The sequence below is a fragment of the Nonomuraea sp. NPDC002799 genome (assembly GCF_053592075.1).
Genome location: NZ_JBSFVA010000002.1, coordinates 188,741 through 211,318, shown reverse-complemented (window position 1 = coordinate 211,318; position 22,578 = coordinate 188,741). Strand labels below are relative to the sequence as shown.

Genomic DNA, 22,578 nt, shown 5'->3' with positions numbered 1-22,578 from the left:
GGCTGAGGGAGCACGATGAGCAAGCTCAGGTGTCATATCTCGATCTCGCTGGACGGTTTCGTCGCCGGCCCCGACCAGAGCGAGGAGAACCCGCTCGGCGAGGGTGGCGATCAGCTCCACGACTGGGTGGTTCCGCTGGCCGCCTTCCGCCGAGCCCACGGCGAGCCGGGTGGCGAGGTGAACGCGAGCACACCGGTGTTCGAGGAGTCGATCGGCAACATCGGCGCCGGGATGATGGGCAGGAACATGTTCGGCCCCATCGGCGGTGGCGCCTGGGGCGACGGGCAATGGACGGGCTGGTGGGGTGACAACCCGCCCTACCACTACCCCGTGTTCATCCTCACCCATCACGCGCGTGAGCCGGTGAAGATGGAGGGAGGAACCACCTACCACTTCGTCACCGACGGCATCGAGTCCGCGCTGGAGCAGGCCAAGAAGGCCGCCGGCGGCAAGGACGTCATGTTGTGGGGCGGCGGCCACGTCGCCCGGCAGTACCTGGCGGCGGGACTGCTGGACGAGCTCGAACTGCACGTCGTTCCGGTGCTGCTCGGTGGCGGTTCCCGCCTTCTCGACGACCTCGGGGACGCGGATGTGCGGCTTGAGCAGATCCGGGCCGTCGAGGCGCCCGGCGTCACCCACCTCAAGTACCGGATCCTGCCGGGTGCTCCCTCATGAGCCGCGGACTTCCACCCGGCCGGACGCCACGAGGACACCTGCTGGGCCAGGTCATCGCCTGGGGCGCCGCGCTGACGGCACTGCGCGGAGGAGAGCACCATGGAGCCTGATCGCCTGCGGACCTTCATCGACGACGTGGGACTCGTGGTGCGCGAAACCGACGACGAGCACGAGATCACGGCACGGGTGGCCGATCGGCTGTCCGCTCTCCTGGCCGGCGGTTACCGGCTTCCCCCGGAGGTCACCCGGCCATCGTCCGGACGGCACGTGACGTATCCGCTCCACATCGCTCCCGACGGCAGCTGGTCGATGGCGTCCGTGGTCTGGGACGTGGGTCAGCGGACCGGCGTGCATTCGCACGAGACGTGGGGCGTCGCCGCCGTCTACGCGGGAGCCGAACACGAGAGCCGCTACCTCAAGCCGGCGACGTCCACCGCGAACGCGCCACTGACACCGGCCGGCGAAACGCGGTGGGTGCCGGGGCAGGTGACCGTCTGCTGCACCACCGACGACGATGTCCATGCCGTCGCGGCCGTCGGCAGCGAACCCACCATCGGCATCCACGTCTACGGCGGCAACATCGGCACGATGAGACGGCGGTCGTACGACCTCGCCACCGGCGAGGCCCGCTGGTTCGTCTCCGGCTGGGACCGCCCTGAGGACGTGCCAAGGTGATTTCGCGACCGGCTCGGATGCCGCGCGGCGCCGGTCGACCGCCCGGGTGTCGTCAGAGGCGCCAGGTGGTCTGGTCCGTCGGCTGGTAGCGGCACGTGGCGCCGGTGGAGATCGTGGCGCGTAGGTGGGCGGCCAGCTCGGGGTGGGCGCGGTCGAGCTTGCGGAGCACGTCGCGGATCCGGGCGGTGACGGTCTTGCGGGCCCGCTCCGCCTCGTCGCCCAGGCGGCGCGTACGCCCGCCGAGCCCGGCCGCCGCCCGCAACTCCTCCAGCAACGCCGCCCGCTCCCGGTCGAACTCGGCCGCCCGCAGATCGTCGCCCAGCTCGGCGGCCCGGTCGATCTCCTCGTCGAGCAGGGCCAGGCGGTGGCGGAAACGGCTCTTGGCCTCCTCGTCGAGCACGTCGTCCCCGCCCATCCTGCGGGCCGCGACCACCACCTCGCCGCCTTCGGGATCGAGCAGCAGAACGGCCGGCAGGTCGTCGCCCGGGCGGCTCAGCAGGGTGTGCAGGTCGCGCAGACCCTTGGCGTCCGGCAGGTGGGCGACCCGCTCCGCGAACGCGAGCATCCACACCGCACCGTCTCTCCTGAACACTCCCCCGCCCGGACCACCGGCAACGGTGCCGGGATCACCGCCGGTCGGCCTGTCGGCGGCCCCGCTGCTGGTGGCCGGACTGCCGACGGCCGGCCTGCCGGCCACTGGTCCGCCGCCCACCGGGCTGCCAACCACCGGGCCGCCAACCACCGGGCCGCCGCCCGTCGCGTCACCAAGCGTCGCGCCATCGGCCGTCACGCCCCCGCTCGTCGCTCCCCCAGCCATCTGTGAAGCGCTGCTTGCCACGGATGCCAGGATGTGGCGCATGCCCAGCTCGGCCGCCTCCCGGCGCACCCCGTCGAGCAGCTCCGCAGCCGTCTTCGCGTCCCCGGGCCCGGCTCGGGCGAGCAAGGTCTCGGCCAGGTGGGCCCGCGCCATGACCGACCACGGCCGCGCCCGCATCAGGTCGGCCGAGCGGTAGGCGGCCGTGAAGCCCGCCACGGCCTCCGCCCAGCGCTCCTCAGCCGCGTCGACCATGGCGAGCCAGAGGTCGTAGGGCCCGCTGACGTCCCAGCCGTACAACGACACCGCCCACCGCCCCCGATGCGGCGTCAGCGCGGCCCTGGCCTTGGCGCAGAGCTCCGGGTCCTGGGTGAACGCGGCCAGCTCCGCCTGGAACCGCAACCACAACGGCTTGACCATGCGCTCGCGCGGCTCGACGTCGCCGAGGTGGCGCAGCACGGTGTCGAGGTCGCCGGCCTGCAGAGCCGTCAGGGCCGCCAGCAGCTCGGCGCACGGATGGGCGGTGGACCTCAGCTCGCGCAGCGACTCCTGCTGCTCGGCGGTCCTGCCCTGGAGCGACCGGAGCGCCCACCGGTGGTGCTCCATCATGAACGCGTATTCCGGGTGTCCCGCGTCCAGGTGGAGCTCCGCCATCAGCGACTCGGCCTCGGCGAAGCGTCCGGCGAGTGTGGCCAGGATGCTCGCGTCGATGGACGTGGACATGGTGAGCTGCGGCTGGTCGCTGCGCCGGCCCCGGGCTGCGTAGTCGTCGAACGCGTCGAGGTAACGCGGATCGCCCTGCTCGATCATGGCGACCCAGCGCAGCGCGCCCGCGAAGTGGGCCAGCTCCGAGTCGGCGGTGCGCCGGGCCACGGCCATCAGCTCGCCGGTCAGCGCCACCCGCTCCTCCGCCGTGCCAGGCCCCCAGATGATGTCGTGGTGCGCCCAGAGGCTGAACGCCAGCGCGTCGTCGTCGCCGCCCTGCCTGGCCAGCCTGGCGAGGTGGAGGACCAGGTCGAGCGCCAGCCGCTCGTCGGGCACCGCGCTGCCCACCAGCCTGCCGTGCGCCTCCTTGAGCCGGTCGAGCGCCTGGCCGAAGCCGTAGTGGGAGTGGAAGGTCAGCGCGACGCGGGCGGGCAGCTCGGGGTCGTCGAGCTCGCGGGCGATGGCGGCGGCCTCGTCGAAGTAGCGGCGCGCCTCGTCGGGATCGCCGTTGTGGCGCAGCAGGTCGCGGCCCAGGTCGAGCGCGATCATGGCGCGCCGGCGCGGCCGGGCCGCGCTGACCTCGTGGGCCCTGCGCAGGTGGCCGAAGTGCTCCTCGTTGGCCAGCCGGCTCCGCGCGTGACGGGCCGCGGCGAGCAGCAGGTCGATCAGGCGATCCGGGGCCAGGCGGTCGCCCGCGAGGTAGGCGTGCCTGGCCAGGTCGCTCGGCAGCACCTTGGCGGCGAGGTCGGGCGAGCGGTCCACCGCGGTGACGACCGCGGCGTGCAGGTCGCGCGGGTCGTCCAGCGCGTCGTAGAGGGTCTCGCGCACCAGGTCGTGCGCGAAGGCGAACACACCGCCGCCCCTGGTCACCACGAGCTTGGCGACCACGGCCAGCTCCAGCAGCCGGTCGACGTGCGCGACGGGGGCGGCGACGACGGCGGCGAGCAGGCGCCGGTGGAACTCGCGCCCGAGCACCGCCGCCGCCGGCAGCACCTCGGCCACCGGCTGCGGCAGCAGGGACAGGCGGCGCAGCAGCGCGTCGCGCACGCCGGGCGCGACGGCGCTGGCCGAGCCGCCGCTGCGCCAGAGCCTGGCGGTCTGCTCGACGAAGAACGGATTGCCGCCCGTGCGCAGGTGAACCTCCGCGACCAGGCCGGGCGGCGGATCGTGCCCGGTCGTGCGGGCCATGAGCGCGCCCACGCCCGCCTCGTCGAGGCCGCTGAGCGTGATGGTGGTGGCCTTCGCGACGAGCGGGGACAGCAGGTCACGCAGCGGATGGTCGACCGGCTCGACCTCGGTGTCGCGGTAGGTGCCGATCAGCAGCAGCCGCTCGAACCACGTCTGCCGCGCCGCGAACTCCAGCAGCCGCAAGGAGGCGGGGTCGGCGGCGTGCAGGTCGTCGATGACGATCACGACCGGCCGCCGCTGGGACAGCGAGACCAGCGCGGAGGTGACGGCGTCGTAGATCCGGAACGCGTCGGGGACCTCGCCGCCCCCCTCCCCGGCCGCCCGCGAAACACCCGACGCCGCACCCGCACCCGAACCCGCACCCGCACCCGAACCCGCACCCGAACCCGCGCCCGAAGCCTCGCCGAGCAGGGCGGACAGGTCGCCGCCCGCCGTCTCCTCGGCCGTGGCCCACTCCGCCGGCCCGGCGGCCCGGCGCAGCGCCCGGATGACCTGCACCCACGGCCAGTAGCCGGGGGCGCTGCCGGAATCCCAGCACGCCCCGCCGACCACCATCGCGCCCTGCCGCCGGGCCGCACCGGCCGCGCTGGTGACGAGCGTGGTCTTGCCGATGCCCGCCTCGCCGGTGACCAGCACCAGCCCGCCGTGGCTGCCGATCACCCGCGCGATCTCGGCACGCAGCAGCGCGGCCGGGTGCTCCCTGCCGATGAGCTCACGCGCCGCGACGTCGATAGGCATGACGTTCGCACGCTATCCGCCAGGACCGACATTTCCCATCCGCGCCGCGTTACCAGGCCACCTCCATGGTGGTCAGGCCGTGCACGATGCTGTAGGGGCGGAACTGCGGCTCGTGGTCGGTCAGGCGCAGCTCGGGGAAGCGCTGGAGCAGCGCGGGGAAGGCGATCCGCAACTCCATGCGGGCGAGCGGAGCGCCCAGGCAGTGGTGGATGCCGTGGCCGAAGGCGATGTGGCCGGCCGCCTCCCGGCTGAGGTCGAAGGTGTCGGCGTCGGACATCAGCTCCGGGTCCCGGTTCGCGGCGGGCAGGGCGCAGATCACCAGATCCCCGGCCGCGACGGGATGGCCGCCGATCTCGGTGTCCTTCGTGGCGGCCTTGGTGGTGCCGCCGGCGACGATGCTGAGCCAGCGCAGCAGCTCCTCCACCGCGCCGTCGATCCGCTCCGGCTCCTTGCGCAGGAGGTCGAGCTGGCCGGGATGGCGGAGCAGCGCGTACGTGCCCAGGGTGAGCATGTTCGAGGTGGTCTCGTGGCCGGCGAACAGCAGCAGGCTGCCGATCCCGACCAGCTCGTCCTTGGTCAGCTCGTCGCCGTGCTCGCGCACGAGCATGCCGAGCAGGTCCTCGCCCGGGTCCGCCTGGATCCGCGTGACCAGGTCGTCCATGTACGCCCGCGCCTCGAACTGCAGCGCCACCCGCTGCTCCGGCGGCGCCGTCAGGTCGAGCATGCGGCTGGTCCGCTTCTGGAAGCCGTCGCGGTCCTCGTACGGAACGCCGAGCAGCTCGCAGATCACCAGCGACGGGATCGGCAGCCCGAACGACGTCACCAGGTCGCCCGGCGAGCCGGCGGCCTCCATGGCGTCCAGGTGCTCGTCCACGATGGCTCTGATGCGCGGCTCCAGGCGGCGCATCCGCCGGATGGTGAACTCGGGGGTGAGCAGGCGGCGCAGCCGGGTGTGCTCCGGCGGGTCCTGGCCGAGCAGGTTGCCCGCGTTCATCTTGGCGAGCTGCTCGTCGGTCAGGGGCGGCGCGCCGGGCAGCCGCGCGATGGTCTGGCGGGCGATCCTGAAGCGCTCGGCGTCCCCCAGCACCTCGCGCACGTCCGCGTAGCGGGTCGCGAGCCAGGCGTCCGTTCCGAACACGGTCGGGATGCGCTTGAGTCCCTCCTCGCGCGCCACCGCCAGCTCCGGAGTCGGGTCGAACTCCACCCGTCGCATGTGCAGCGGCATCGGCGAGGACTCGGTCATGGGAACCCCTAGATGATCGTCGTTGGCGTAAACGGTAACAACGCAACACGCCCTGCTCTAGTGTGATCTTCAACTAAATCCCGGTTCGCTTGACGCGGGTGACGCGACACCAGGACCATTCCCCTGATCGTTATCAGGAAATAGGACGGTTTCGATGGATTTGGTGGCGCACATTCCCGACTCCGTGCCGGTGCTGATCGCAGGGGGCGGGCCCGTGGGGCTCGCCACCGCTGTGGAGCTGGCCCATCACGGGATTCAGAGTTTGGTGGTCGAGCCGCGCGAGACGGTGTCGTGGTTGCGGCCCAGAGCCAAGACGACGTCGGCGCGGTCGATGGAGTTGCTGCGCAGGTGGGGGCTGGCCGAGACGGTACGCGCCCGCGCGCCCCTGGCGGTCTCCTGGTCGGACGAGGCGGTGTTCGTCACCAGCCTGCTCGGCAGGGAGATCGCCAGGATCGGCGGCTGCTTCGGCCTCGACCTGGTGGGCTCCGACCTGGCGGCCGAGCCGGGGCAGCAGGTGCCGCAACCGCTGATCGAGGAGGTCCTGCGCGAGGCGGCCGGTGACGCGCTGCTCACCGGCTGGCAGGTGGCCGGACTGCGTGAGGACGCGGGCGGCGTGACCGTGCGGATCACGTCCGCCGACGGCGACGAGCGCGAGGTACGCGCCCAGTACGTGGTCGGCTGCGACGGCCCGCGCAGCGTGACCAGGGCGGCCATCGGCGCCCGGTACGAGGGCCGCCAGGACGGCCGGCCCAACTTCAACGTCGTCTTCCGCGCCCCCGGCCTGGCCGACCTCGTCCCGCACGGCCCGGCCGTGCACTACTGGGTGCTGAACCCCGCCCAGCCGGGACTCGTCGGCCGCCTCGACCTGAAGGACACCTGGTGGTGCATCGCCCAGGGCGTCGGTCCGGACGCGGACCCGGTGCGCCTGGTCCACAACCTGGCGGGCGCCGAGATCGACGTGGAGGTGCTGGCCACCGACCCGTGGACCGCGCGGATGTTGCTGGCCGACCGGTATGCGAGCGACCGGGTGTTCCTGGCCGGCGACGCGGCCCACCAGAACCCGCCCTACGGCGGGCACGGGTTCAACACCGGCATCGGCGACGCGGTCAACATCGGCTGGAAGCTGGCCGCCGTCCTGCACGGCTGGGCGCCCGCGACCCTGCTGGCCAGCTACGAGGCCGAGCGCCGCCCGATCGCCGCCGACACCATCGCGGCCGCCGCCGCGAACATGGCCACCCTCGCCCCCGAACTGGCCGACCCGGCGCTCATGGGCGACGCGACCGAGTTCGAGAAGGTGCGGCCCGCCGTGGCGGAGGCCGTGCTGAGGACCAAGGACAGCGAGTTCCACAGCCTGGACCTGGTGCTCGGCTACAGCTACGCGGGCTCGCCGATCGTCTCGGAGGGCGGGGGCGGGCGGCTGCCGCACCGGTGGCTGGCGCCTGGCGACTCGCTCTATGACCGGCTGGGGCCGGTGTTCAGCCTGGTCGGGGACCAGAGCACGCTGGACGCCGCCGTGCTGATCGAGCAGGCGCGCGACCTGGGCCTGCCCCTGCGCGTCGTCGATCTGCCGGACGAGCCCCTGACGCTGGTCCGGCCCGACCAGCACGTCGCCTGGCGCGGCGAGCACCCGGCGGGCGCCCTGCGCCGCGCACTGGGGATGCCCTCCTGACCAGCCCCGCTAAGGGCCGGACCTGACAACCCCGGCGAAGGGCCGGGTCAGCCCAGGAACGCGCCGATCGCCGTCATGATCGGAATGGACGCCATCGTGGTCAGCAGCACGGCGCTGCGGGCCAGCTTCCGGCCGGTGTCGTAGTTCACCGCGTACACGTAGATGTTCTGCGCCGTCGGCAGCGCGGCGAGCAGCGTGGCGGCCAGCAGCGCGCTGCCGTCGAGGCCGATGGCGAAGCGGGCCACCAGGTAGGCGATGGCCGGCTGGACCAGCGCCTTGAGCACGACCACGAGCGTGACGTCCCAGCGGGCGTCGTTGCCGACGGGCTCCTTGGGGGCGTGCTGGGAGCCGTACAGGCTGAGGCCGTAGGCGAGCAGCGCGACGGGCACGGCCGCGCCCCCGAGCAGCTCGACCGGGCGCAGGACCGTGTCCGGCAGGGAGATCCCGCTCACCGCGAACGCGAGCCCGAGCAGCGAGGCGACCGTGAGCGGGTTCTTCACCGGGACGAGCAGCGCCGTCCGCACCGACCTGGCCCCCTTGGCGAGGATCAGGAAGGAGACCGGTGTGAGCACGATGAGCTGGAAGAGCAGGATGGGCGCGACCAGGGCGCCGTCGCCGAGCACGTAGATCGAGATGGGCACGCCGAGGTTGCCCGCGTTGACGTAGGAGCTGGCCAGCGCGCCCATCGTGGCCTGCCTGCGGTCCCGCCGCCAGACCAGCACGGCCACCAGGACGTAGACGACCTGGACGAACAGCACCGCGACCACCTCGGTCAGCAGCACCGGCGAGAACAGCGTGCCGAGGTCGGCCCGCGACACGGTGAGGAACATCAGCGCGGGCGTCGCCACGTAGAACGCCAGCCGCGACAACACCAGCTCGTCGGCGGCGCGCAGCAGGCCCCCCAGGCCGATGAGGTAGCCGAGCAGGGCGATGGACACCAGTGCGGCGAACGCCGCGACGACCCCTGACAACCCAAACCCTCCGAAATCGGACGTTTAGCAGGGTATCGGGTCTCCGTCGGCGGGGGACCCCGGGTCTACGCTGAGCGCATGCGAGTAGCGGTGATTGGCGCGAGCGGTCATATCGGCACGTATCTCATCCCCCGGCTGGTGGACGCGGGTCACGACGTGATCGCGGTGAGCCGGGGCAAGCGCGGGCCCTACAGCCCGCACGGCGCCTGGCAGCGCGTCGCCCAGGTCACCGCCGACCGGGACGCGGAGGACGCCGACGGCACGTTCGGGCGGCGGATCGCGGAGCTGGAAGCCGACGTCGTCATCGACCTGATCTGCTTCACGGAGTCCAGCGCCCGCGCGCTCACCGAGGCGCTGACCGGTCAGGTCCGGCACTTCCTGCACTGCGGGACGATCTGGACGCACGGCCCGAGCGCCCAGGTGCCGACGACCGAGGACCGGCCGAAGCGGCCGATCGGCGAGTACGGCCGCCAGAAGGCCGCCATCGAGACCTACCTGCTGGAGCGCGCCCAGCGGGCCGGCTTCCCCGTCACGATCATCCACCCCGGCCACATCACCGGCCCCGGCTGGGTGCCGGTCAACCCGGCCGGCAACGTCAATCCCGCCGTGTTCCAGGCGCTGGCCGACGGCGACGAGCTGACGCTGCCCAACCTGGGCATGGAGACCGTCCAGCACGTGCACGCCGACGACGTGGCCAAGCTGTTCATGGACGCGCTGGCGAGCCCGTCGGCGGCCATCGGGGAGAGCTTCCACTCCGTGGCCACCACCGCCCTGACGCTGCGCGGCTACGCCGAGGCGGTGGCGGGCTGGTTCGGGCGGGACGCGCGGCTGGCGTACCTGCCCTGGGAGCAGTGGCGGGACACGGTCTCCGAGGAGGACGCCCTGATCACCTACGACCACATCGCGCACAGCCCGCACTGCAGCATGGAGAAGGCGGAGCGGCTGCTCGGGCACCGGCCCCGGTACACCTCGCTGGAGGCGATCGCCGAGGCGGTCGTCCGGCTGACCGAGACGGGTGCCCTCGCCCGCCACTCCGCCTAGCGCGGATCAGCCGGTCAGCGGCCCGAACTCCTTACGCGTGTCGATGACCTGCCCGAACAGCTCCCACCGGGTGCCCTTGAAGGTCATGAGCTGCATCGACTCGATCGGGAAGCCGTCTCCCTGCGCGGTGTCCATCTTCACCCCGGGCAGCAACATGTCGACCTGCACGCCCTTGAGGTTGCGCATGGAGTCGCGCAGCCCCTCGCGGGTCGGGCACGCGGCCGCCTCCATGGCCTTGTGGAAGCTGCTCGCCACCGCCCAGCCGAAGGTGTGGTAGGGGACGTTCGGGTCGGCGCCCGGCGCGTACTGCTGCATCTTCTGGCGGTAGAGCGTCATCTCCGGGTCGCTCTGCCACATGGGGTCGTTGGGGTCCTTGTAGTAGGTCGCGGACACGACGCCCTGGACGTTCTCGAAGCCGACGGGCTTGAGCACGGTGATCGAGGCGGCCACGTTGTTGACGATGTGCAGCGGGTTCCACTTCGTGTTCTTGGCGTCGGCGGCCAGCGCCTGCGAGCCGAACTTCGGCGTGGTGATGTTGAGCAGCACGTCGGCCTTCGACTCCGCCAGGGTGCCCATCTGCGGCTCGACGCTCGGGTCGGAGACCTCGTAGCTCTGCTCGGCCACGACCTGGATCTTGCCGCCCTCCAGGGCCCGCTTGAACCCGCCCAGCAGGTCCTTGCCGAAGTCGTCGTTCTGGTAGAGCACGGCGACCTTGGCCTCGGGCTTCTCCTTCTTGAGGTAGGCCGCGTAGACGCGGGCCTCGGAGACGTAGTTGGGCTGCCAGCCGATCGTCCACGGGTGGGCGGTGTCGGTGCCCCACTTGGAGGCGCCGGTGGCGACGAAGATCTGCGGCACCTTGCGCTGGTTCGTGTAGTCCCAGGTGGCCGTCGTCGAGGGGGTGCCCAGCGTCTGGAACAGCGCGAACACCTGCTCCTGCTCGACCAGCCTGCGGGCCTCCTCCACGGCCTTGGGCGGCGAGTAGCCGTCGTCACGCACGACGAACTCGACCTTGCGCCCGCCGATGCCGTTCTTCTCGGCGTTGACGTAGTCGAAGTACGCCTTGATGCCCTTGGGGATGGCACCGTAGGCGGAGGCGGGCCCCGAGAGCGGGTAGATGCCCCCCAGTTTGATGCTCTTGTCGGTGATGCCGGTGGTCTGCTGACCCTGGCACTGGCCCGACGCGGCCGTGCCGGTGCCGCCTGCGTCGTCCCGCCCCCCGCAGGCGGTGACGGCGAGCAGGAGCAGCGCCGCAGCGCCGATCGCGGATACACGCATCCCTTTACTCCTTCCGGGGAATTTTCCTGATCAAGCGAGCGGCCAGCCCGGCGAGCCCGGTGGGGGCCACGTACATCACCGCGATGATCAGCAGGCCGAAGATGACGCCTGGGGCGGCGTCGTTGACGTTCTGCGAGATGGTGGGGACGAACATCACGAACAGCGCGCCCAGGACGGGCCCGAAGAGCGAGCCGAGCCCGCCGACGACCAGGCCGGCCAGCAGGGTGATCGACAGGTTGACGGTGAAGGAGTCCGGGGAGACGAAGCCGATCACCCACGTGTAGACGCAGCCGGCCACGCCGGCGAACATGGCGCTCCACGCGAACGCCAGCGTCTTGTAGAACGACAGGCGCACGCCCATGACCTCGGCCGCGCCCTCGTTGTCCCTGACGGCGTGCAGCGCGCGGCCCACGCGCGACCGCAGCAGGCTGCCGGCCAGCAGGAACGCGGTGACGGCGACGGCCAGGACGAGGAAGTACAGCCACTGGTCCTCGGCCAGCCCCGTCCAGGCGGGCGCCTGCGGCTTGGCCAGCGTCAGGCCCATCGAGCCGCCGGTCACCGTCTCGAACCGCTTGAGCAGCGGCACCAGGAAGATCGCGATGGAGAGGGTGACCAGCGCCAGGTACAGGCCGCGCAGGCGCATGGCGGGCACGCCGAGCGCCAGGCCCACCAGGAAGGCGACGGCCGCCGCGATCGGCAGGGTCAGCGGGTACGGCAACGCCCACCGGTCGAGGAGGATGGCCGTCGCGTACGCGCCGACGGCGAAGAAGGCGCCGTGACCGAGGGAGATCTGGCCCGCGTGCCCGACGAGCAGGTTCAGCCCGAGCAGCGCCACCGCGTAGACCAGCACCATCGTGAGCTGGAAGACGTGGAACGGGACGAGCTGGAAGGGCGCGTAGCAGGCCGCCGCGACGAGCAGCGCCGCCGCGCCCCACCGGCGGCGCGCCGTCCACCACGCGGCCGGCGCGGCCACGGGGACGGGCGCGGGGGGCGCCTGCCTGACCGGCGCCGAGTTCGTCTCCGCCGGACCGCTCATGCCCGCTCCACCACCGCTCGCCCGAACAGGCCCTGAGGCCGCAGGAGCAGCACGCCCAGGATGATCACCAGCGGCACCCCGATCTTCAGATCGGACCCGACGAACCCGGCGTAGGCGCCCGCGAGCGTCTCCGCGACCCCGACGATCACGCCGCCCACGACCGCCCCGACCGGGCTGTCGAACCCGCCGAGCGTGGCCGCCGCGAAGGCGTAGATGAGGACGCCGCCCATCATGTTGGGCTCCAGGAACAACAGCGGCGCGACCAGCACCCCCGACACCGCGCCGACGGTGGCCGCCAGGCCCCAGCCGAGCGCCAGCGTCCAGCCCACCCGGATGCCGACCAGCCGCGCCGAGTCGGGGTTCGTCGCCACCGCGCGCATCCCCAGCCCGATCTTGGTGTGCTGGAAGAGCAGGTAGAGCAGCCCCATGACCAGCGCCACCACGCCCAGCACGCCCAGCGTGGAGAAGCTGAGCGTGACCCCGCCCAGCTCCAGCCCGCCGCCGGGGAACGGGTTCGGGAAGTCCTTGATGAGGAACGTCCAGATCCAGCCGGCGGCGGCGTTGACGAAGATGAACAGGCCCACGGTGACGATCACCAGCGTCAGCTCCGGCGCGCCCTCGACCGGCCGGATGATCACCCGTTCGATGAGCATCCCGCCGGCGAACGACACCACCAGCGTCAGCGCCAGCGCCGCCCAGAACGGCAGCCCGGCGGCCACGCACTGCCAGGCCACGTACGTGGAGAACATGGCCAGCTCGCCCTGCGCGAAGTTGACGATCCCGGTGAACCGGTAGATCAGCACCAGGGCCAGGGCCAGGCTGGCGTAGATGGCGCCCGCGCCGAGCCCCACGACGACCTGCTGCAGGAATCCGGCCATGGCCTACACCCGGTATCCGAGATAGGACTGCGCGACCTGCTCGTCCGCCCTGATCTGCTCGGCCGTGCCCGACAGGACGATCCGCCCGGTCTCCAGGACGTGCGCCTGCTGGGCGATGCCCAGAGCGAGGTGGGCGTTCTGCTCGACGACGACCACGGTGGTGCGCTCCTCTGCGTTGATGGCCTGGACGATGCGGAACAACTCCCGGGTGACCAGCGGGGCCAGGCCGAGCGACGGCTCGTCCAGCAGGAGCAGCCGGGGCCGCAACATGAGGGCCCGGCCGATGGCGAGCATCTGCTGCTCGCCGCCGCTGAGGCTGCCCGCGGTCTGCTTGAGCCGCGTCTTCAGCACCGGGAAGTAGCCGTGGATCCGATCGAGGTCGGCCGCCACGCCGTCCTTGCCGCGCCGCACGAACGCGCCGAGCCGCAGGTTCTCCTCGACGGTGAGCGACATGAACGTGCCACGGCCCTCGGGCACGTGCGCCACGCCCTGCCGGGCGACCGCGTCGGGCGAGCGGCCCGCCAGGCCGGTGCCGCCGAGTACGATCCGGCCGCGCGCCTTGACCATGCCGGACAGGGCCCGCAACAACGTCGTCTTGCCCGCGCCGTTGGGGCCGAGGATCGCGCAGACCTCGCCCTCGCGGACGGTGAGGCTCACGCCGTGCAGGACGCGGGCGGCGCCGTATCCGGCCACCAGGTCTTCGACCACCAGCTCGGTCATACCGCCGTCCCCAGGTAGGCCTCGATGACGCCGGGATCGCGCTGCACCGCCGCCGGCGGCCCTTCGGCGATCTTGCGGCCGAAGTCCAGGCAGACGATCCGCTCGCAGATCCCCATGACGAAGCCCATGTGGTGCTCGACGACGATCACGGTCAGGTCGTACTCGTCGCGGATCGCGCCCAGCGTGCCCGCGAACTCCGCCACCTCGGCCGCGTTCAGCCCGTTCACCGGCTCGTCCAGCAGCAGCAGCCGGGGGCGGCCGACGAGCGCGCGGGCCAGCTCGACCCGTTTGAGCGTGCCGAAGGGCAGCCCGGCGGCCGGGTGGCCGGCGACCTCGCTCAGGCCGAGGCGGGCGAGGACGCCGTCGGCGTCGGCGCGCAGGGCGCGCTCCTCACGCCGGACGCCCGGCAGCCGCAGCGCCGCCGTGACGAAACCGGCGCGGCCCCGGGGATGCGCGCCCACCAGCACGTTGTCACGGACGGACAGGCGCGGGAACAGGCCCAGGTTCTGGAAGGTACGCGCGATGCCGAGCCGGGCGATGGCGTGCGGGGCCACCGAGGTCAGGTCCGCGCCCTCGTAGACGATCGTTCCCGAGCCGGCGTCGTAGCTCCTGGTCAGGCAGTTGAACAGGGTGGTCTTGCCGGCGCCGTTCGGCCCGATGAGCCCCACCATCTCGCCGCGCGCCACCTCGAAGCCGACGCCGTCCAGCGCCGTGATGCCACCGAAGCGAACGGTCAGATCGTGTACCTCCAGCATCGGGCCTCCTGGAGAACAATGTTCTGAAACTGGCCTCAGCGTAGGAGCCGCTCGTCAACGGCCGCATTGGGCACGGTCACCCAAGATGTTTCAGGCAAGTTGTCCGCTGAGCACAGCCTGGGTCTCGGACCGGTTACGATCCGTTGACCGCCCGGCCATTGCCATGGATCATCCCGGCATGTCCACTGGTTCGAGCACCGTGGAAGCCGTCCGCGCCCAGCGCGCCCGCATCCTTTCCGAGCTGCTAGGCGACCTGCGCGGGCTGGCCGACGCGGCGGTCGTGACCATGCGCGAGGAGATCCCCGCCTACGCCGCGCAGGGGCCCGAGTTCCAGGCCGACGTGCGCGACCAGGTCGTCAAGCACTACCGCGCCAAGCTGGCCGTGCTGCTGGAGGAGCGCACGGTCGCCTTCGAGGACATCTCCTCCTTCACCCGGCAGGCCGCCATGCGCCGGGCCAGGGCCGGGATCGCGCTGGCCGACTACATCAACGCGTTCAGGGTCGGGCAGCAGGTCTTCTGGGAGTCGGTGGTCGAACGGGCGGGGCACACCTTCGCGGGGCGCGAGGCGGCGCTGGCGCTGGCGGCCCCGCTGATGCGTTATTGCGACTTCGCCAGCACGCACGCGGCGAACGCGTACATGGAGTTCCAGCAGTACGCCGCCGCCGAGGCGGTCCGCGAGAGCCGGGACCTGCTGGAGACGCTGCTGGCCGGCGGCGTGCCGACGCGGGGCAGGGAGCTGGCCGCCGCGCAGGCGCACGGGCTCGCCCCCGAGGCCCGCCTGCCGCTGCTCGTCGTGATCGCGGTGCTCGTCCGATCGCCGGCCGCCGTGGCGACCGGGCCCGACCAGGGCGCCGACGCCCGCCACGCCGCCTGCGCCGCCATCGCCAGGACCGGCGGCAACGGCGTCCGCACGTTGTCGGTCGTGCGCCAGTCGGAGATCGTGGCCATCCCCGTGCTCGGCCTGGGCTCCGGCCCCGAGGAGTTGTGCGACCGGCTGCAGGCCGTGCTGGAGAGCCTGGCCACCGAGGGCATCCGGCTGGCCATGGGCGTCAGCACGGTCGCCGCCGGCGCCGCCCAGCTTCCGCAGGCCTACCAGGAGGCCAGGGCCGTGCTGGACTTCGTGCCCGAGGAGGGCGGGGTCGCGGCGCTGCCCCGGATCACGCCGTTCCAGTATCTGGCGCTGAAGGCCGACGACACCGCCCGCCACCTGGTGGATCCGCGCATCACCGCGCTGCTCGGCGAGGACCGCGAGCGCGGCGGCGTGCTCACCGCCACGATCAGGGCGTTCGCCGCCGCCGACCTGAACCTGCGGGCGGCGGCCGAGAAGTTGCAGATCCACCCCAACACCGCCCAATACCGGTTGCGGCGCATCCAGGAGCGCACCGGGCGGAGCCTGCGCTCGATCAACGACCTCGTCGAGCTACTGGTGGCGATCGCACTCCAAGACGCCCAGCCGACTCTTGGCGGGCCGACCAAAGCCGGGCGGGAAAGACTGGCCACCGCGACCAATGAGGGGCGTGGGAGAGCGGACGTACGGTCTTTCCATGAACCTGGCTGACCGGCTCGCGACCGCCGCCCAGCGGCTCGGTGGCAGAGCGGTGCTCACGCTGGACGACGCGGTGCTCACCTACGGCGCGCTCGACGAGCTGAGCGCCCGGCTGGCGGGCCTGCTGCGGGCCCGCGGGATCGGCGCCGGCGACCGGGTCGCGATCATGTTGCCGAACGTGCCCGAGTTCGGCGTCGTCTACTACGGGGTGTTGCGGTCCGGAGCCGTGCTCGTACCGCTGGATCCGCTGCTGAAGAAGCGGGAGATCACCGCCTACCTCGGGGACTGCGGCGCGCGGCTGCTGATCGCCTGGCACGCGTTCGCGGAGACGGCCGAGGCCGGCTCGGCCGGGACCGACTGCTTCTTCGTGGTGCCGGGGGAGTTCCGGCGGCTGCTGCGGGCCGTGCCGGCCGACCCCGAGATCGCCTCCATGGCCGCCGGCGACACCGCGGTCATCCACTACACCTCGGGGACGACCGGCCGCCCCAAGGGCATCGAGCTGACCCACGCGAACCTGGGCGGCAACGCCGACACGGTGGCCCGCATGCACGCGCTCGGCGTGGACGACGTGGTGCTGGGCGCGCTGCCGCTCTATCACACCTTCGGCCAGACCTGCTCGCTCAACGCGACCGTGCAGGCGGGCGCGCGGCTGACGCTGCTGCGGCGGTTCGAGGCCGGGCGGGCGCTGGAGGTCATCAGGCGCGACGGGGTCACGGTGTTCCAGGGCGTGCCGACGATGTTCATCGCGCTGCTCGACCATCCGGGGGCCTCCGACCTGTCCATGTTGCGGGTCTGCGCCTCCGGCGGCGCGGCGCTGCCGCTGGACGTGCTGCGCGCGTACGAGACCCGCTTCGGCTGCGAGATCGTCGAAGGCTACGGCCTCAGCGAGACCTCCCCGGTGATCGCCGCCAACCGGGGCGGCCCCCACCGCCGGGCGGGCTCGATCGGCTGGCCGATCAGGGGCGTGGAGATGCGGGTCGTGGACGAGGACGGCGGCGAGACGCCGCTCGGCCAGATCGGCGAGATCGTCGTGCGCGGACCCAACGTCATGAAGGGCTACTGGAACGACCCCGAGGCCACGGCCGAGGTCATCCGCGACGGCTGGTTCCACACCGGCGACCTCGGCCGGGTCAACGAGGAGGGCTTCTTCTTCCTGGTCGACCGCCGCCGCGATGTGATCATCCGCGGCGGCTACACGGTCTACCCGCGCGAGGTCGAGGAGGTCCTGTACGAGCACCCGGCCGTGCGGCAGGCGGCCGTCTTCGGGGTGCCGCATCCGGAGCTCGGCGAGGAGATCGAGGCCGTGGTGGCCCTGCGCGCGCCCGTGACCGGCGAGGAGCTCAGGGAGTTCGCCCGCGAGCGGATGGCCGCCTACAAGTATCCCCGGCACCTGTCGTTCGTGGACGAGCTGCCGATGAGCCCCACGGGCAAGATTCTCAAGCGCGCGCTCCCCCGCCCGGCGCCCTCCCGGCTGCTCGGGACCTGAGTCCGCGGTGCCGCGAGCTCGCAGGCATACCCAGCACTACCAGGGATCTTTGAACCAGATTCCGATAGCCTGCGTACTTTTGGTACCCATCGACTTCCGTGACAGAAGGGATCAAGCCCGTGCCCGACGATGCCGGCCTCCAGGCGCTCCGCGAGGCGGCCCGCCTGTCTCCGGACAATCTCCCCCTCCGGCGGCATCTCGCCGAGCAGCTCCTGACCAGGGGCTACCTGGCCGACGCCGAGGCGGAGTTCCGCGCCGCGCTGCTGCTCGCGCCCAAGGACGTGGACATCACGGCGGGGCTGGCGGAGGCGTTCGTCCGGCAGAGCGCGTACGGCGCGGCGCTGGCGGCGCTCGAACCGTTCCTGGCCACGCCCGGCTACCCGCCGCGGCTCGGCGTGCTCGCGGCCAGGGCGCTGCTCGGCGAGGCCGAGACGGGCAAGGCCGGCTACCGCTATCACGAGGCGATCTCGCGCGATCCGTCCGTCGCCGACCCCGAACTGGCCGCCCGGCTGTCGGGGCCGCCCCAGACGCAGCCCGCGTACGCGGCGCCCGCGCCGGCGGACCCCGCGCCGAGCAGCGCGGAGGTGGAACGGTCGAAGTTCACCTTCGCCGACGTGGCCGGCATGGAGGCGGTCAAGGAGGCGCTGCGGGTCAAGCTCCTGCTGCCGATCCAGCAGCCCGAGCTCTTCGCCGCGTACGGCAAGCGGGCCGGCGGCGGCGTCCTGCTCTACGGCCCTCCAGGGGCGGGCAAGACCCACCTGGCCAGGGCCGCCGCCGGCGAGCTCGGCGCGGCGTTCGTCAACGTCGGCCTGGCCGACATCCTCGACATGTACGTCGGCTCCAGCGAGCGCAACCTGCGCGCCACGTTCGAGCTGGCCCGGCGCAACCGCCCGTGCGTGCTCTTCTTCGACGAGGTGGACGCGCTCGCCGCCCGCCGCTCCGACATGCGCCAGGCGCACACCCGCCAGCTCGTCAACCAGTTCCTGGCCGAGCTCGACGGGGTGGACGAGAGCGCCAACGAGGGCGTCCTGGTGCTGGCGGCCACGAACGCGCCCTGGTACATCGACGTGGCCTTCCGCCGCCCCGGCCGGTTCGACCAGCTCGTGTTCGTGCCGCCGCCCGACGCCTCGGCCCGCGCGGCCATCCTGCGCATCCTCTGCCGCGACAAGCCGCTGGCCGAGATGGACTTCGACGCGGTGGCGAAGGTCACCGACCAGTTCGTCGGCGCGGACCTGAAGGGGCTGGTGGACCGCGCGGTGGAGGTCAAGCTGCGCCAGTCGATCAGCGCGGGCCGTCCCATCCCCATGTCCACCTCCGACCTGCTGGCCGTCGCCAAGGACGCCAGGCCCACCGCCGTCCGCGAATGGCTGGCCACCGCGCGCAACTACGTGCTGCACGCCAACGAGTCCGGCGCGTGGGACGAGCTGATGCCCTGGATCAAGGGCAAGTGGTGAAGACCGGCGACGCGATCCAGCGGGCCGGCACGCTGCTGTCGATGCGCCGCCCGGCCGACGCCGAGCGGGAGCTGCGCGGCGTGCTCACCGAGCAGCCGCAGCACGACACCGCGCACGCCCTGCTGGCCCTCGCCCTGGTCCAGCAGGGCCGCGCGCGGGAGGCGGTCGAGGCGGCGCACGAGGCGGTACGGCTCTCGCCCGAGCACTGGTACCCGCACTACATGGCCGGGCAGGTATACCTCCGCCTCCGTCAGGCCGACCAGGCGATCGCCGCCGCCCGGAGCTCACTCGCGCACGCCCCCGAGGAGGCGTCGACCTGGGAGTTGCTGGCCCGCGCCCACCTGCTGAAGGGCGAGTGGCACCTGACGGCCGGGGCGGCCCGGCGCGGGCTGGCCATCGATCCGCAGGAGTCCGACCTGGTGAGCCTGCTGTCGCTGGCGCACACGGAGCTGGGCGAGGCGGAGCCGGCCAAGGCCGCCGCGGCGCATGCCGTCCAGCTCGATCCGGAGAGTGCCACCGCGCACCTGGTGTCCGGCCGGGCGGCGCTGGCCTTCGGTGAGCCCCGGCGGGCCGCGGAGTCCTTCCGCGAGGTGCTCCGGCTCGACCCCGGCTTCGGGTCGGCCAGGGATCTGCTCGTGACGGCGCTCAAGGAGCGCAACCCGCTCTACCGGTTGCTGAGCAGGTTCCAGCGCAGGTTCCTCGGGGGCTGGCGGATGGTGTTCCTGCTGCCCGCCGCGCCGCCGTTCATCGTGGTCTTCATCCTCATCGCGGTGCTGCACTGGGCGGCGTGGGTGGCCGAGGCGGGCACGATGGTGCGGCTGGTCCGCGCCAAGTCCACCCGGCTGCTCTTCGAGGGCGGCGAGGCCCGCGTCGCCGTGGCCTGCTGCGCGCTCGTGGTCGCGGGCGCGGCGCTGCTCGCCCTGGGCATCGCGCTCGGGCAGGAGGCCGCGGGCACCGCGGGGGTGGCCGTGCTGGCGCTGGTCACGCCCGTGCAGGAGGCCGCGCACACGGGCTCGGCCGCCGGGCGCAGGATCCTCTACGGCTGGGCGGGACTGCTGGTCGTCGCCATCGCCGCCGCGCTGCTGCTGGCCGCGCCCGTCCTCGCGCTGCTGCCGGTCTACGCGGGGCTGGCCACGATCTGGATCGCGACCGGCGTACGCCGCCTGGTCAGCGACGGCCGCCCCGCCACGATCTAGCGGCGTCAGCCCGGGAAGCGAACGACGGCCGCCCCGCCACGATCTAACGGCGCCCGTCAGGCGCCCGTCAGGCGAACGGCCGCGCGAAATGCTCCAGTGTCTCCAGGACGACCTCGCGCATGGTGCGCTCCTGCTCCTCCTCGGTCCACAGGTGCATGGCCAGGCGCATCGCGGTCATGAAGGCCGCCGCCAGCACCCGGGGCGGGACGGGGCTCTCGCGCTCGGCGATGACCTCGGCCAGGTCGCGCTCCAGCGCCGCGAGGTTGGCGAGCTGCCTGGCCATCAACGAGGGGTGGCGCTTGGCCAGCCGGGTGCGCTGGGACCACTCGCGCTCGGGCTCGCCCACGTCCTCGACGAGCAACTTCACGGCCGCGCAGAGCGCCTGCCAGGCCGTCTGCTCGGCGGGCTGGGCGCGGACCTGGCCCACGAGCTGCCGCACGCGCTGCTCCTCCCCGTAGAGCAGCGCGTCCTCCTTGCCCGCGAAGTAGTTGGAGAACGTCCGGCGCGAGATGTTGGCCGCGTCGGCGATCGCCTCCACGGTGACGTCGTCGAGGCCGTGCTCGACGACGAGCCGCAGCGCCGCCTCGTGCACCGCCTGCCGCGTCTCGGCCTTCTTGCGCTCGCGCAGACCAACCGTGGTGTCCATGATGTGGTTCATCCTACCTTTGGGGAATATATGCTCAGTGGGAAAAGTTGCCCAATGAGCACATCTTTACTCAAGACCCTTAGGGGAGGTCCGCGCGTGAGCGCACCCACGGCCCAGGACTCGCAATCGATGTCCACGCGCCAGATCATGGAGGCCCTGAGCGGGCTGCTGCTCGTCCTGTTCGTCGCGATGATCAGCAGCACCATCGTCTCGGTGGCGCTGCCACAGATCGTCGGCGCGCTCAAGGGCACGCAGTCGCAGTACACCTGGGTGGTCACGGCGTCCTTGCTGGCCTCCACGGCTTCGACCCCGATCTGGGGCAAGCTGGCCGACCTGTTCAGCAAGAAGTTGTTGCTCCAGATCTCTATCGTGATCTTCGCGGTCAGCTCGCTGGCCTGCGGTTTCGCACAGAACACCGCTATGTTGATCACCTTCCGCGCGTTCCAGGGCCTCGGCATGGGCGCGCTGCAGGTCCTCGTACAGGTGATCATCGCCGCGATGATCAGCCCCAAGGACCGCGGCAAGTACAACGGCTACCTGGGCGGCGTCATGGCCGTCGCCACCGTGGGCGGGCCGCTGCTCGGCGGCCTGATCGCCGACACCTCGTGGCTGGGCTGGCGCTGGTGCTTCTTCATCGCGCTGCCGTTCACCGTGGTCGCCTTCTTCCTGCTGCAGAAGACGCTGAAGGTGGTCACCGTCCGCCGCCCCGACGTCAAGATCGACTACCTGGGCGCCACCCTGATCGCCGCGGGCGTCAGCGTGCTGCTCATCTGGGTCACCTTCGTGGGCAACTCCTTCGAGTGGGCCTCCTGGCAGACCGCCGCGATGGCCGGCGGCGGCGTGGTGCTCCTGGCACTGGCGACCTGGGTCGAGTCCGTGGCCAAGGAGCCGGTCGTGCCGCTGCACGTCATCCGGCGGCGCACCCCCGCCCTGGCCATCGTGGCCAGCCTGGCGGTCGGCATGGCCATGTTCGGCGGCTCGGTCTTCCTCGGCCAGTACTTCCAGACCGGCCGCGGCTTCAGCCCGACCCAGGCGGGACTGCTCACGATCCCGCTGATGCTCGGCGTGCTGCTGTCCTCGACGATCACCGGGCGGATGATCTCCAAGAGCGGCAACGTCAAGCCGTACATCGTGACCGGCTCGGTCGTGCTCACCATCGGCTTCTTCATCCTGTCCACGACCGACCACCTGACCCCCATCCCGCTCATGATGGGCGCGATGTTGCTGGTCGGCATCGGCGTCGGCATGTCGATGCAGAACCTCGTGCTGGCCATCCAGAACACCGTCCCGCTGCGCGAACTGGGCGCGGCCAGTGGCGCTGTCACCTTCTTCCGCTCGCTCGGCGGCACCATCGGCGTGTCCGTGCTGGGCGCGGTGCTGGCCAACCAGGTCACCGCCGGCATCAACGAAGGGCTGACCAAGGTCGGCATCGACCCCGACAAGGCGGGCGCGAGCACCGGCAACCTGGACATCGCCTCGTTGCCGGAGCCGTTCCTGACCATCGTGCGCGCGGCCTACGGCGACGCCACCGGGCACATCTTCCTCGTCTCGGCGTTCATCGCGGCGGCGGGCGTGCTGGCCACGCTGTTCCTCAAGCCGGTCAAGCTCCGCGACAGCATCGACCTGCCCGCCGGGCCGGCCCCGTCCGCGGAGAAGGCGACGGCTTCGGCGTAAGCCGCGCGGGCGTCCCTGGACGGCGTCGAACGCGTGCGAGCCTGGTCGCGGGCGGGGTCCGCACACCCGAAGGTGTGCGAACCCTGGTCGCGGGCGGGCTCGCACGCCTTCTGACGCCGCCACCTTGACCGCCGCTGACCCTTAGTGGATAACAGTATTCCGACAGGGGGAGTAAACCTGCACTGTTACGGAG

Annotated in this window: 18 protein-coding genes; 9 read left to right on the top strand and 9 right to left on the bottom strand. The window is 72.0% G+C overall.

Going from position 1 to position 22,578, the window contains the following annotated elements; genetic code table 11:
• The first annotated feature begins 15 nt into the window (after positions 1 to 15).
• Both ACWD0F_RS04875 and ACWD0F_RS04870 read left to right on the top strand, forming a co-directional pair.
• On the top strand, positions 16 to 675 hold the full coding sequence (locus tag ACWD0F_RS04875; protein ID WP_449872576.1) for a dihydrofolate reductase family protein: 660 nt from the start codon (positions 16 to 18) through the stop codon (positions 673 to 675).
• Positions 676 to 774: 99 nt separating this feature from the next.
• Positions 775 to 1,350 carry a hypothetical protein gene (locus ACWD0F_RS04870; RefSeq protein WP_449872575.1) on the top strand — a complete coding sequence of 192 codons (576 nt, stop codon included), beginning with the start codon at positions 775 to 777 and terminating at the stop codon, positions 1,348 to 1,350.
• Positions 1,351 to 1,402: 52 nt separating this feature from the next.
• Here the strand turns inward: ACWD0F_RS04870 and ACWD0F_RS04865 are convergent, their stop codons facing one another.
• Positions 1,403 to 4,795 (bottom strand): ATP-binding protein, encoded by a 3,393-nt coding sequence (locus ACWD0F_RS04865; protein WP_449872574.1) that lies wholly within the window; start codon positions 4,793 to 4,795, stop codon positions 1,403 to 1,405.
• Between the two features lie 49 nt (positions 4,796 to 4,844).
• Positions 4,845 to 6,038, bottom strand: a complete 1,194-nt coding sequence (locus ACWD0F_RS04860) for a cytochrome P450 (RefSeq protein ID WP_449872573.1) — start codon at positions 6,036 to 6,038, stop codon at positions 4,845 to 4,847.
• A gap of 154 nt (positions 6,039 to 6,192) precedes the next feature.
• Between ACWD0F_RS04860 and ACWD0F_RS04855 the strand changes: the two genes are divergently transcribed.
• Complete coding sequence (locus ACWD0F_RS04855; protein WP_449872572.1) at positions 6,193 to 7,707, top strand: FAD-dependent monooxygenase; 1,515 nt, start codon at positions 6,193 to 6,195, stop codon at positions 7,705 to 7,707.
• Between the two features lie 47 nt (positions 7,708 to 7,754).
• On the opposite strand, the gene ACWD0F_RS04850 is transcribed toward ACWD0F_RS04855, so the two are convergent.
• Entirely contained in the window at positions 7,755 to 8,678 is a 924-nt protein-coding gene (locus ACWD0F_RS04850) for an AEC family transporter (RefSeq protein WP_449872571.1), read from the bottom strand.
• A 78-nt stretch (positions 8,679 to 8,756) separates the two neighbouring features.
• On the opposite strand from ACWD0F_RS04850, the gene ACWD0F_RS04845 reads away from it, so the two are divergent.
• A complete protein-coding gene (locus tag ACWD0F_RS04845) occupies positions 8,757 to 9,719 on the top strand; it encodes an NAD-dependent epimerase/dehydratase family protein (protein WP_449872570.1) in 963 nt (320 codons plus the stop codon).
• A gap of 6 nt (positions 9,720 to 9,725) precedes the next feature.
• Here ACWD0F_RS04845 and ACWD0F_RS04840 read toward each other — a convergent pair whose 3' ends face one another.
• From ACWD0F_RS04840 to ACWD0F_RS04820, 5 genes are read right to left on the bottom strand one after another with little or no spacing between them, the layout of a single operon-like run.
• Complete coding sequence (locus ACWD0F_RS04840) at positions 9,726 to 10,994, bottom strand: ABC transporter substrate-binding protein (protein WP_449872569.1); 1,269 nt, start codon at positions 10,992 to 10,994, stop codon at positions 9,726 to 9,728.
• A gap of 4 nt (positions 10,995 to 10,998) precedes the next feature.
• The gene (locus ACWD0F_RS04835; protein WP_449872568.1) at positions 10,999 to 12,030 is read right to left on the bottom strand and encodes a branched-chain amino acid ABC transporter permease; all 1,032 of its coding nucleotides are present in this window, start codon (positions 12,028 to 12,030) and stop codon (positions 10,999 to 11,001) included.
• Positions 12,027 to 12,908 carry a branched-chain amino acid ABC transporter permease gene (locus ACWD0F_RS04830; protein ID WP_449872567.1) on the bottom strand — a complete coding sequence of 294 codons (882 nt, stop codon included), beginning with the start codon at positions 12,906 to 12,908 and terminating at the stop codon, positions 12,027 to 12,029. Before ACWD0F_RS04830 ends, ACWD0F_RS04835 begins: the two co-directional genes overlap by 4 nt.
• 3 nt (positions 12,909 to 12,911) lie before the next feature.
• Positions 12,912 to 13,628 carry an ABC transporter ATP-binding protein gene (locus tag ACWD0F_RS04825; protein WP_449872566.1) on the bottom strand — a complete coding sequence of 239 codons (717 nt, stop codon included), beginning with the start codon at positions 13,626 to 13,628 and terminating at the stop codon, positions 12,912 to 12,914.
• Positions 13,625 to 14,383 carry an ABC transporter ATP-binding protein gene (locus ACWD0F_RS04820; RefSeq protein ID WP_449872565.1) on the bottom strand — a complete coding sequence of 253 codons (759 nt, stop codon included), beginning with the start codon at positions 14,381 to 14,383 and terminating at the stop codon, positions 13,625 to 13,627. The genes ACWD0F_RS04825 and ACWD0F_RS04820 overlap by 4 nt, the downstream gene beginning before the upstream one ends.
• A gap of 178 nt (positions 14,384 to 14,561) precedes the next feature.
• Between ACWD0F_RS04820 and ACWD0F_RS04815 the strand changes: the two genes are divergently transcribed.
• The 4 genes from ACWD0F_RS04815 (at position 14,562) to ACWD0F_RS04800 (ending at position 20,065) form a co-directional block, all read left to right on the top strand.
• The gene (locus ACWD0F_RS04815; RefSeq protein WP_449872564.1) at positions 14,562 to 15,941 is read left to right on the top strand and encodes a PucR family transcriptional regulator; all 1,380 of its coding nucleotides are present in this window, start codon (positions 14,562 to 14,564) and stop codon (positions 15,939 to 15,941) included.
• On the top strand, positions 15,928 to 17,415 hold the full coding sequence (locus ACWD0F_RS04810; protein WP_449872563.1) for a long-chain-fatty-acid--CoA ligase: 1,488 nt from the start codon (positions 15,928 to 15,930) through the stop codon (positions 17,413 to 17,415). Before ACWD0F_RS04815 ends, ACWD0F_RS04810 begins: the two co-directional genes overlap by 14 nt.
• A 119-nt stretch (positions 17,416 to 17,534) precedes the next feature.
• The gene (locus ACWD0F_RS04805; RefSeq protein WP_449872562.1) at positions 17,535 to 18,869 is read left to right on the top strand and encodes an AAA family ATPase; all 1,335 of its coding nucleotides are present in this window, start codon (positions 17,535 to 17,537) and stop codon (positions 18,867 to 18,869) included.
• On the top strand, positions 18,866 to 20,065 hold the full coding sequence (locus ACWD0F_RS04800) for a tetratricopeptide repeat protein (protein WP_449872561.1): 1,200 nt from the start codon (positions 18,866 to 18,868) through the stop codon (positions 20,063 to 20,065). The genes ACWD0F_RS04805 and ACWD0F_RS04800 overlap by 4 nt, the downstream gene beginning before the upstream one ends.
• 67 nt (positions 20,066 to 20,132) lie before the next feature.
• Here the strand turns inward: ACWD0F_RS04800 and ACWD0F_RS04795 are convergent, their stop codons facing one another.
• Complete coding sequence (locus ACWD0F_RS04795) at positions 20,133 to 20,711, bottom strand: TetR/AcrR family transcriptional regulator (protein ID WP_449872560.1); 579 nt, start codon at positions 20,709 to 20,711, stop codon at positions 20,133 to 20,135.
• 147 nt (positions 20,712 to 20,858) lie between these two features.
• Between ACWD0F_RS04795 and ACWD0F_RS04790 the strand changes: the two genes are divergently transcribed.
• Positions 20,859 to 22,385, top strand: coding sequence for an MDR family MFS transporter (locus tag ACWD0F_RS04790; RefSeq protein WP_449872937.1), 1,527 nt, complete (start codon positions 20,859 to 20,861; stop codon positions 22,383 to 22,385).
• Positions 22,386 to 22,578: the final 193 nt, after the last annotated feature.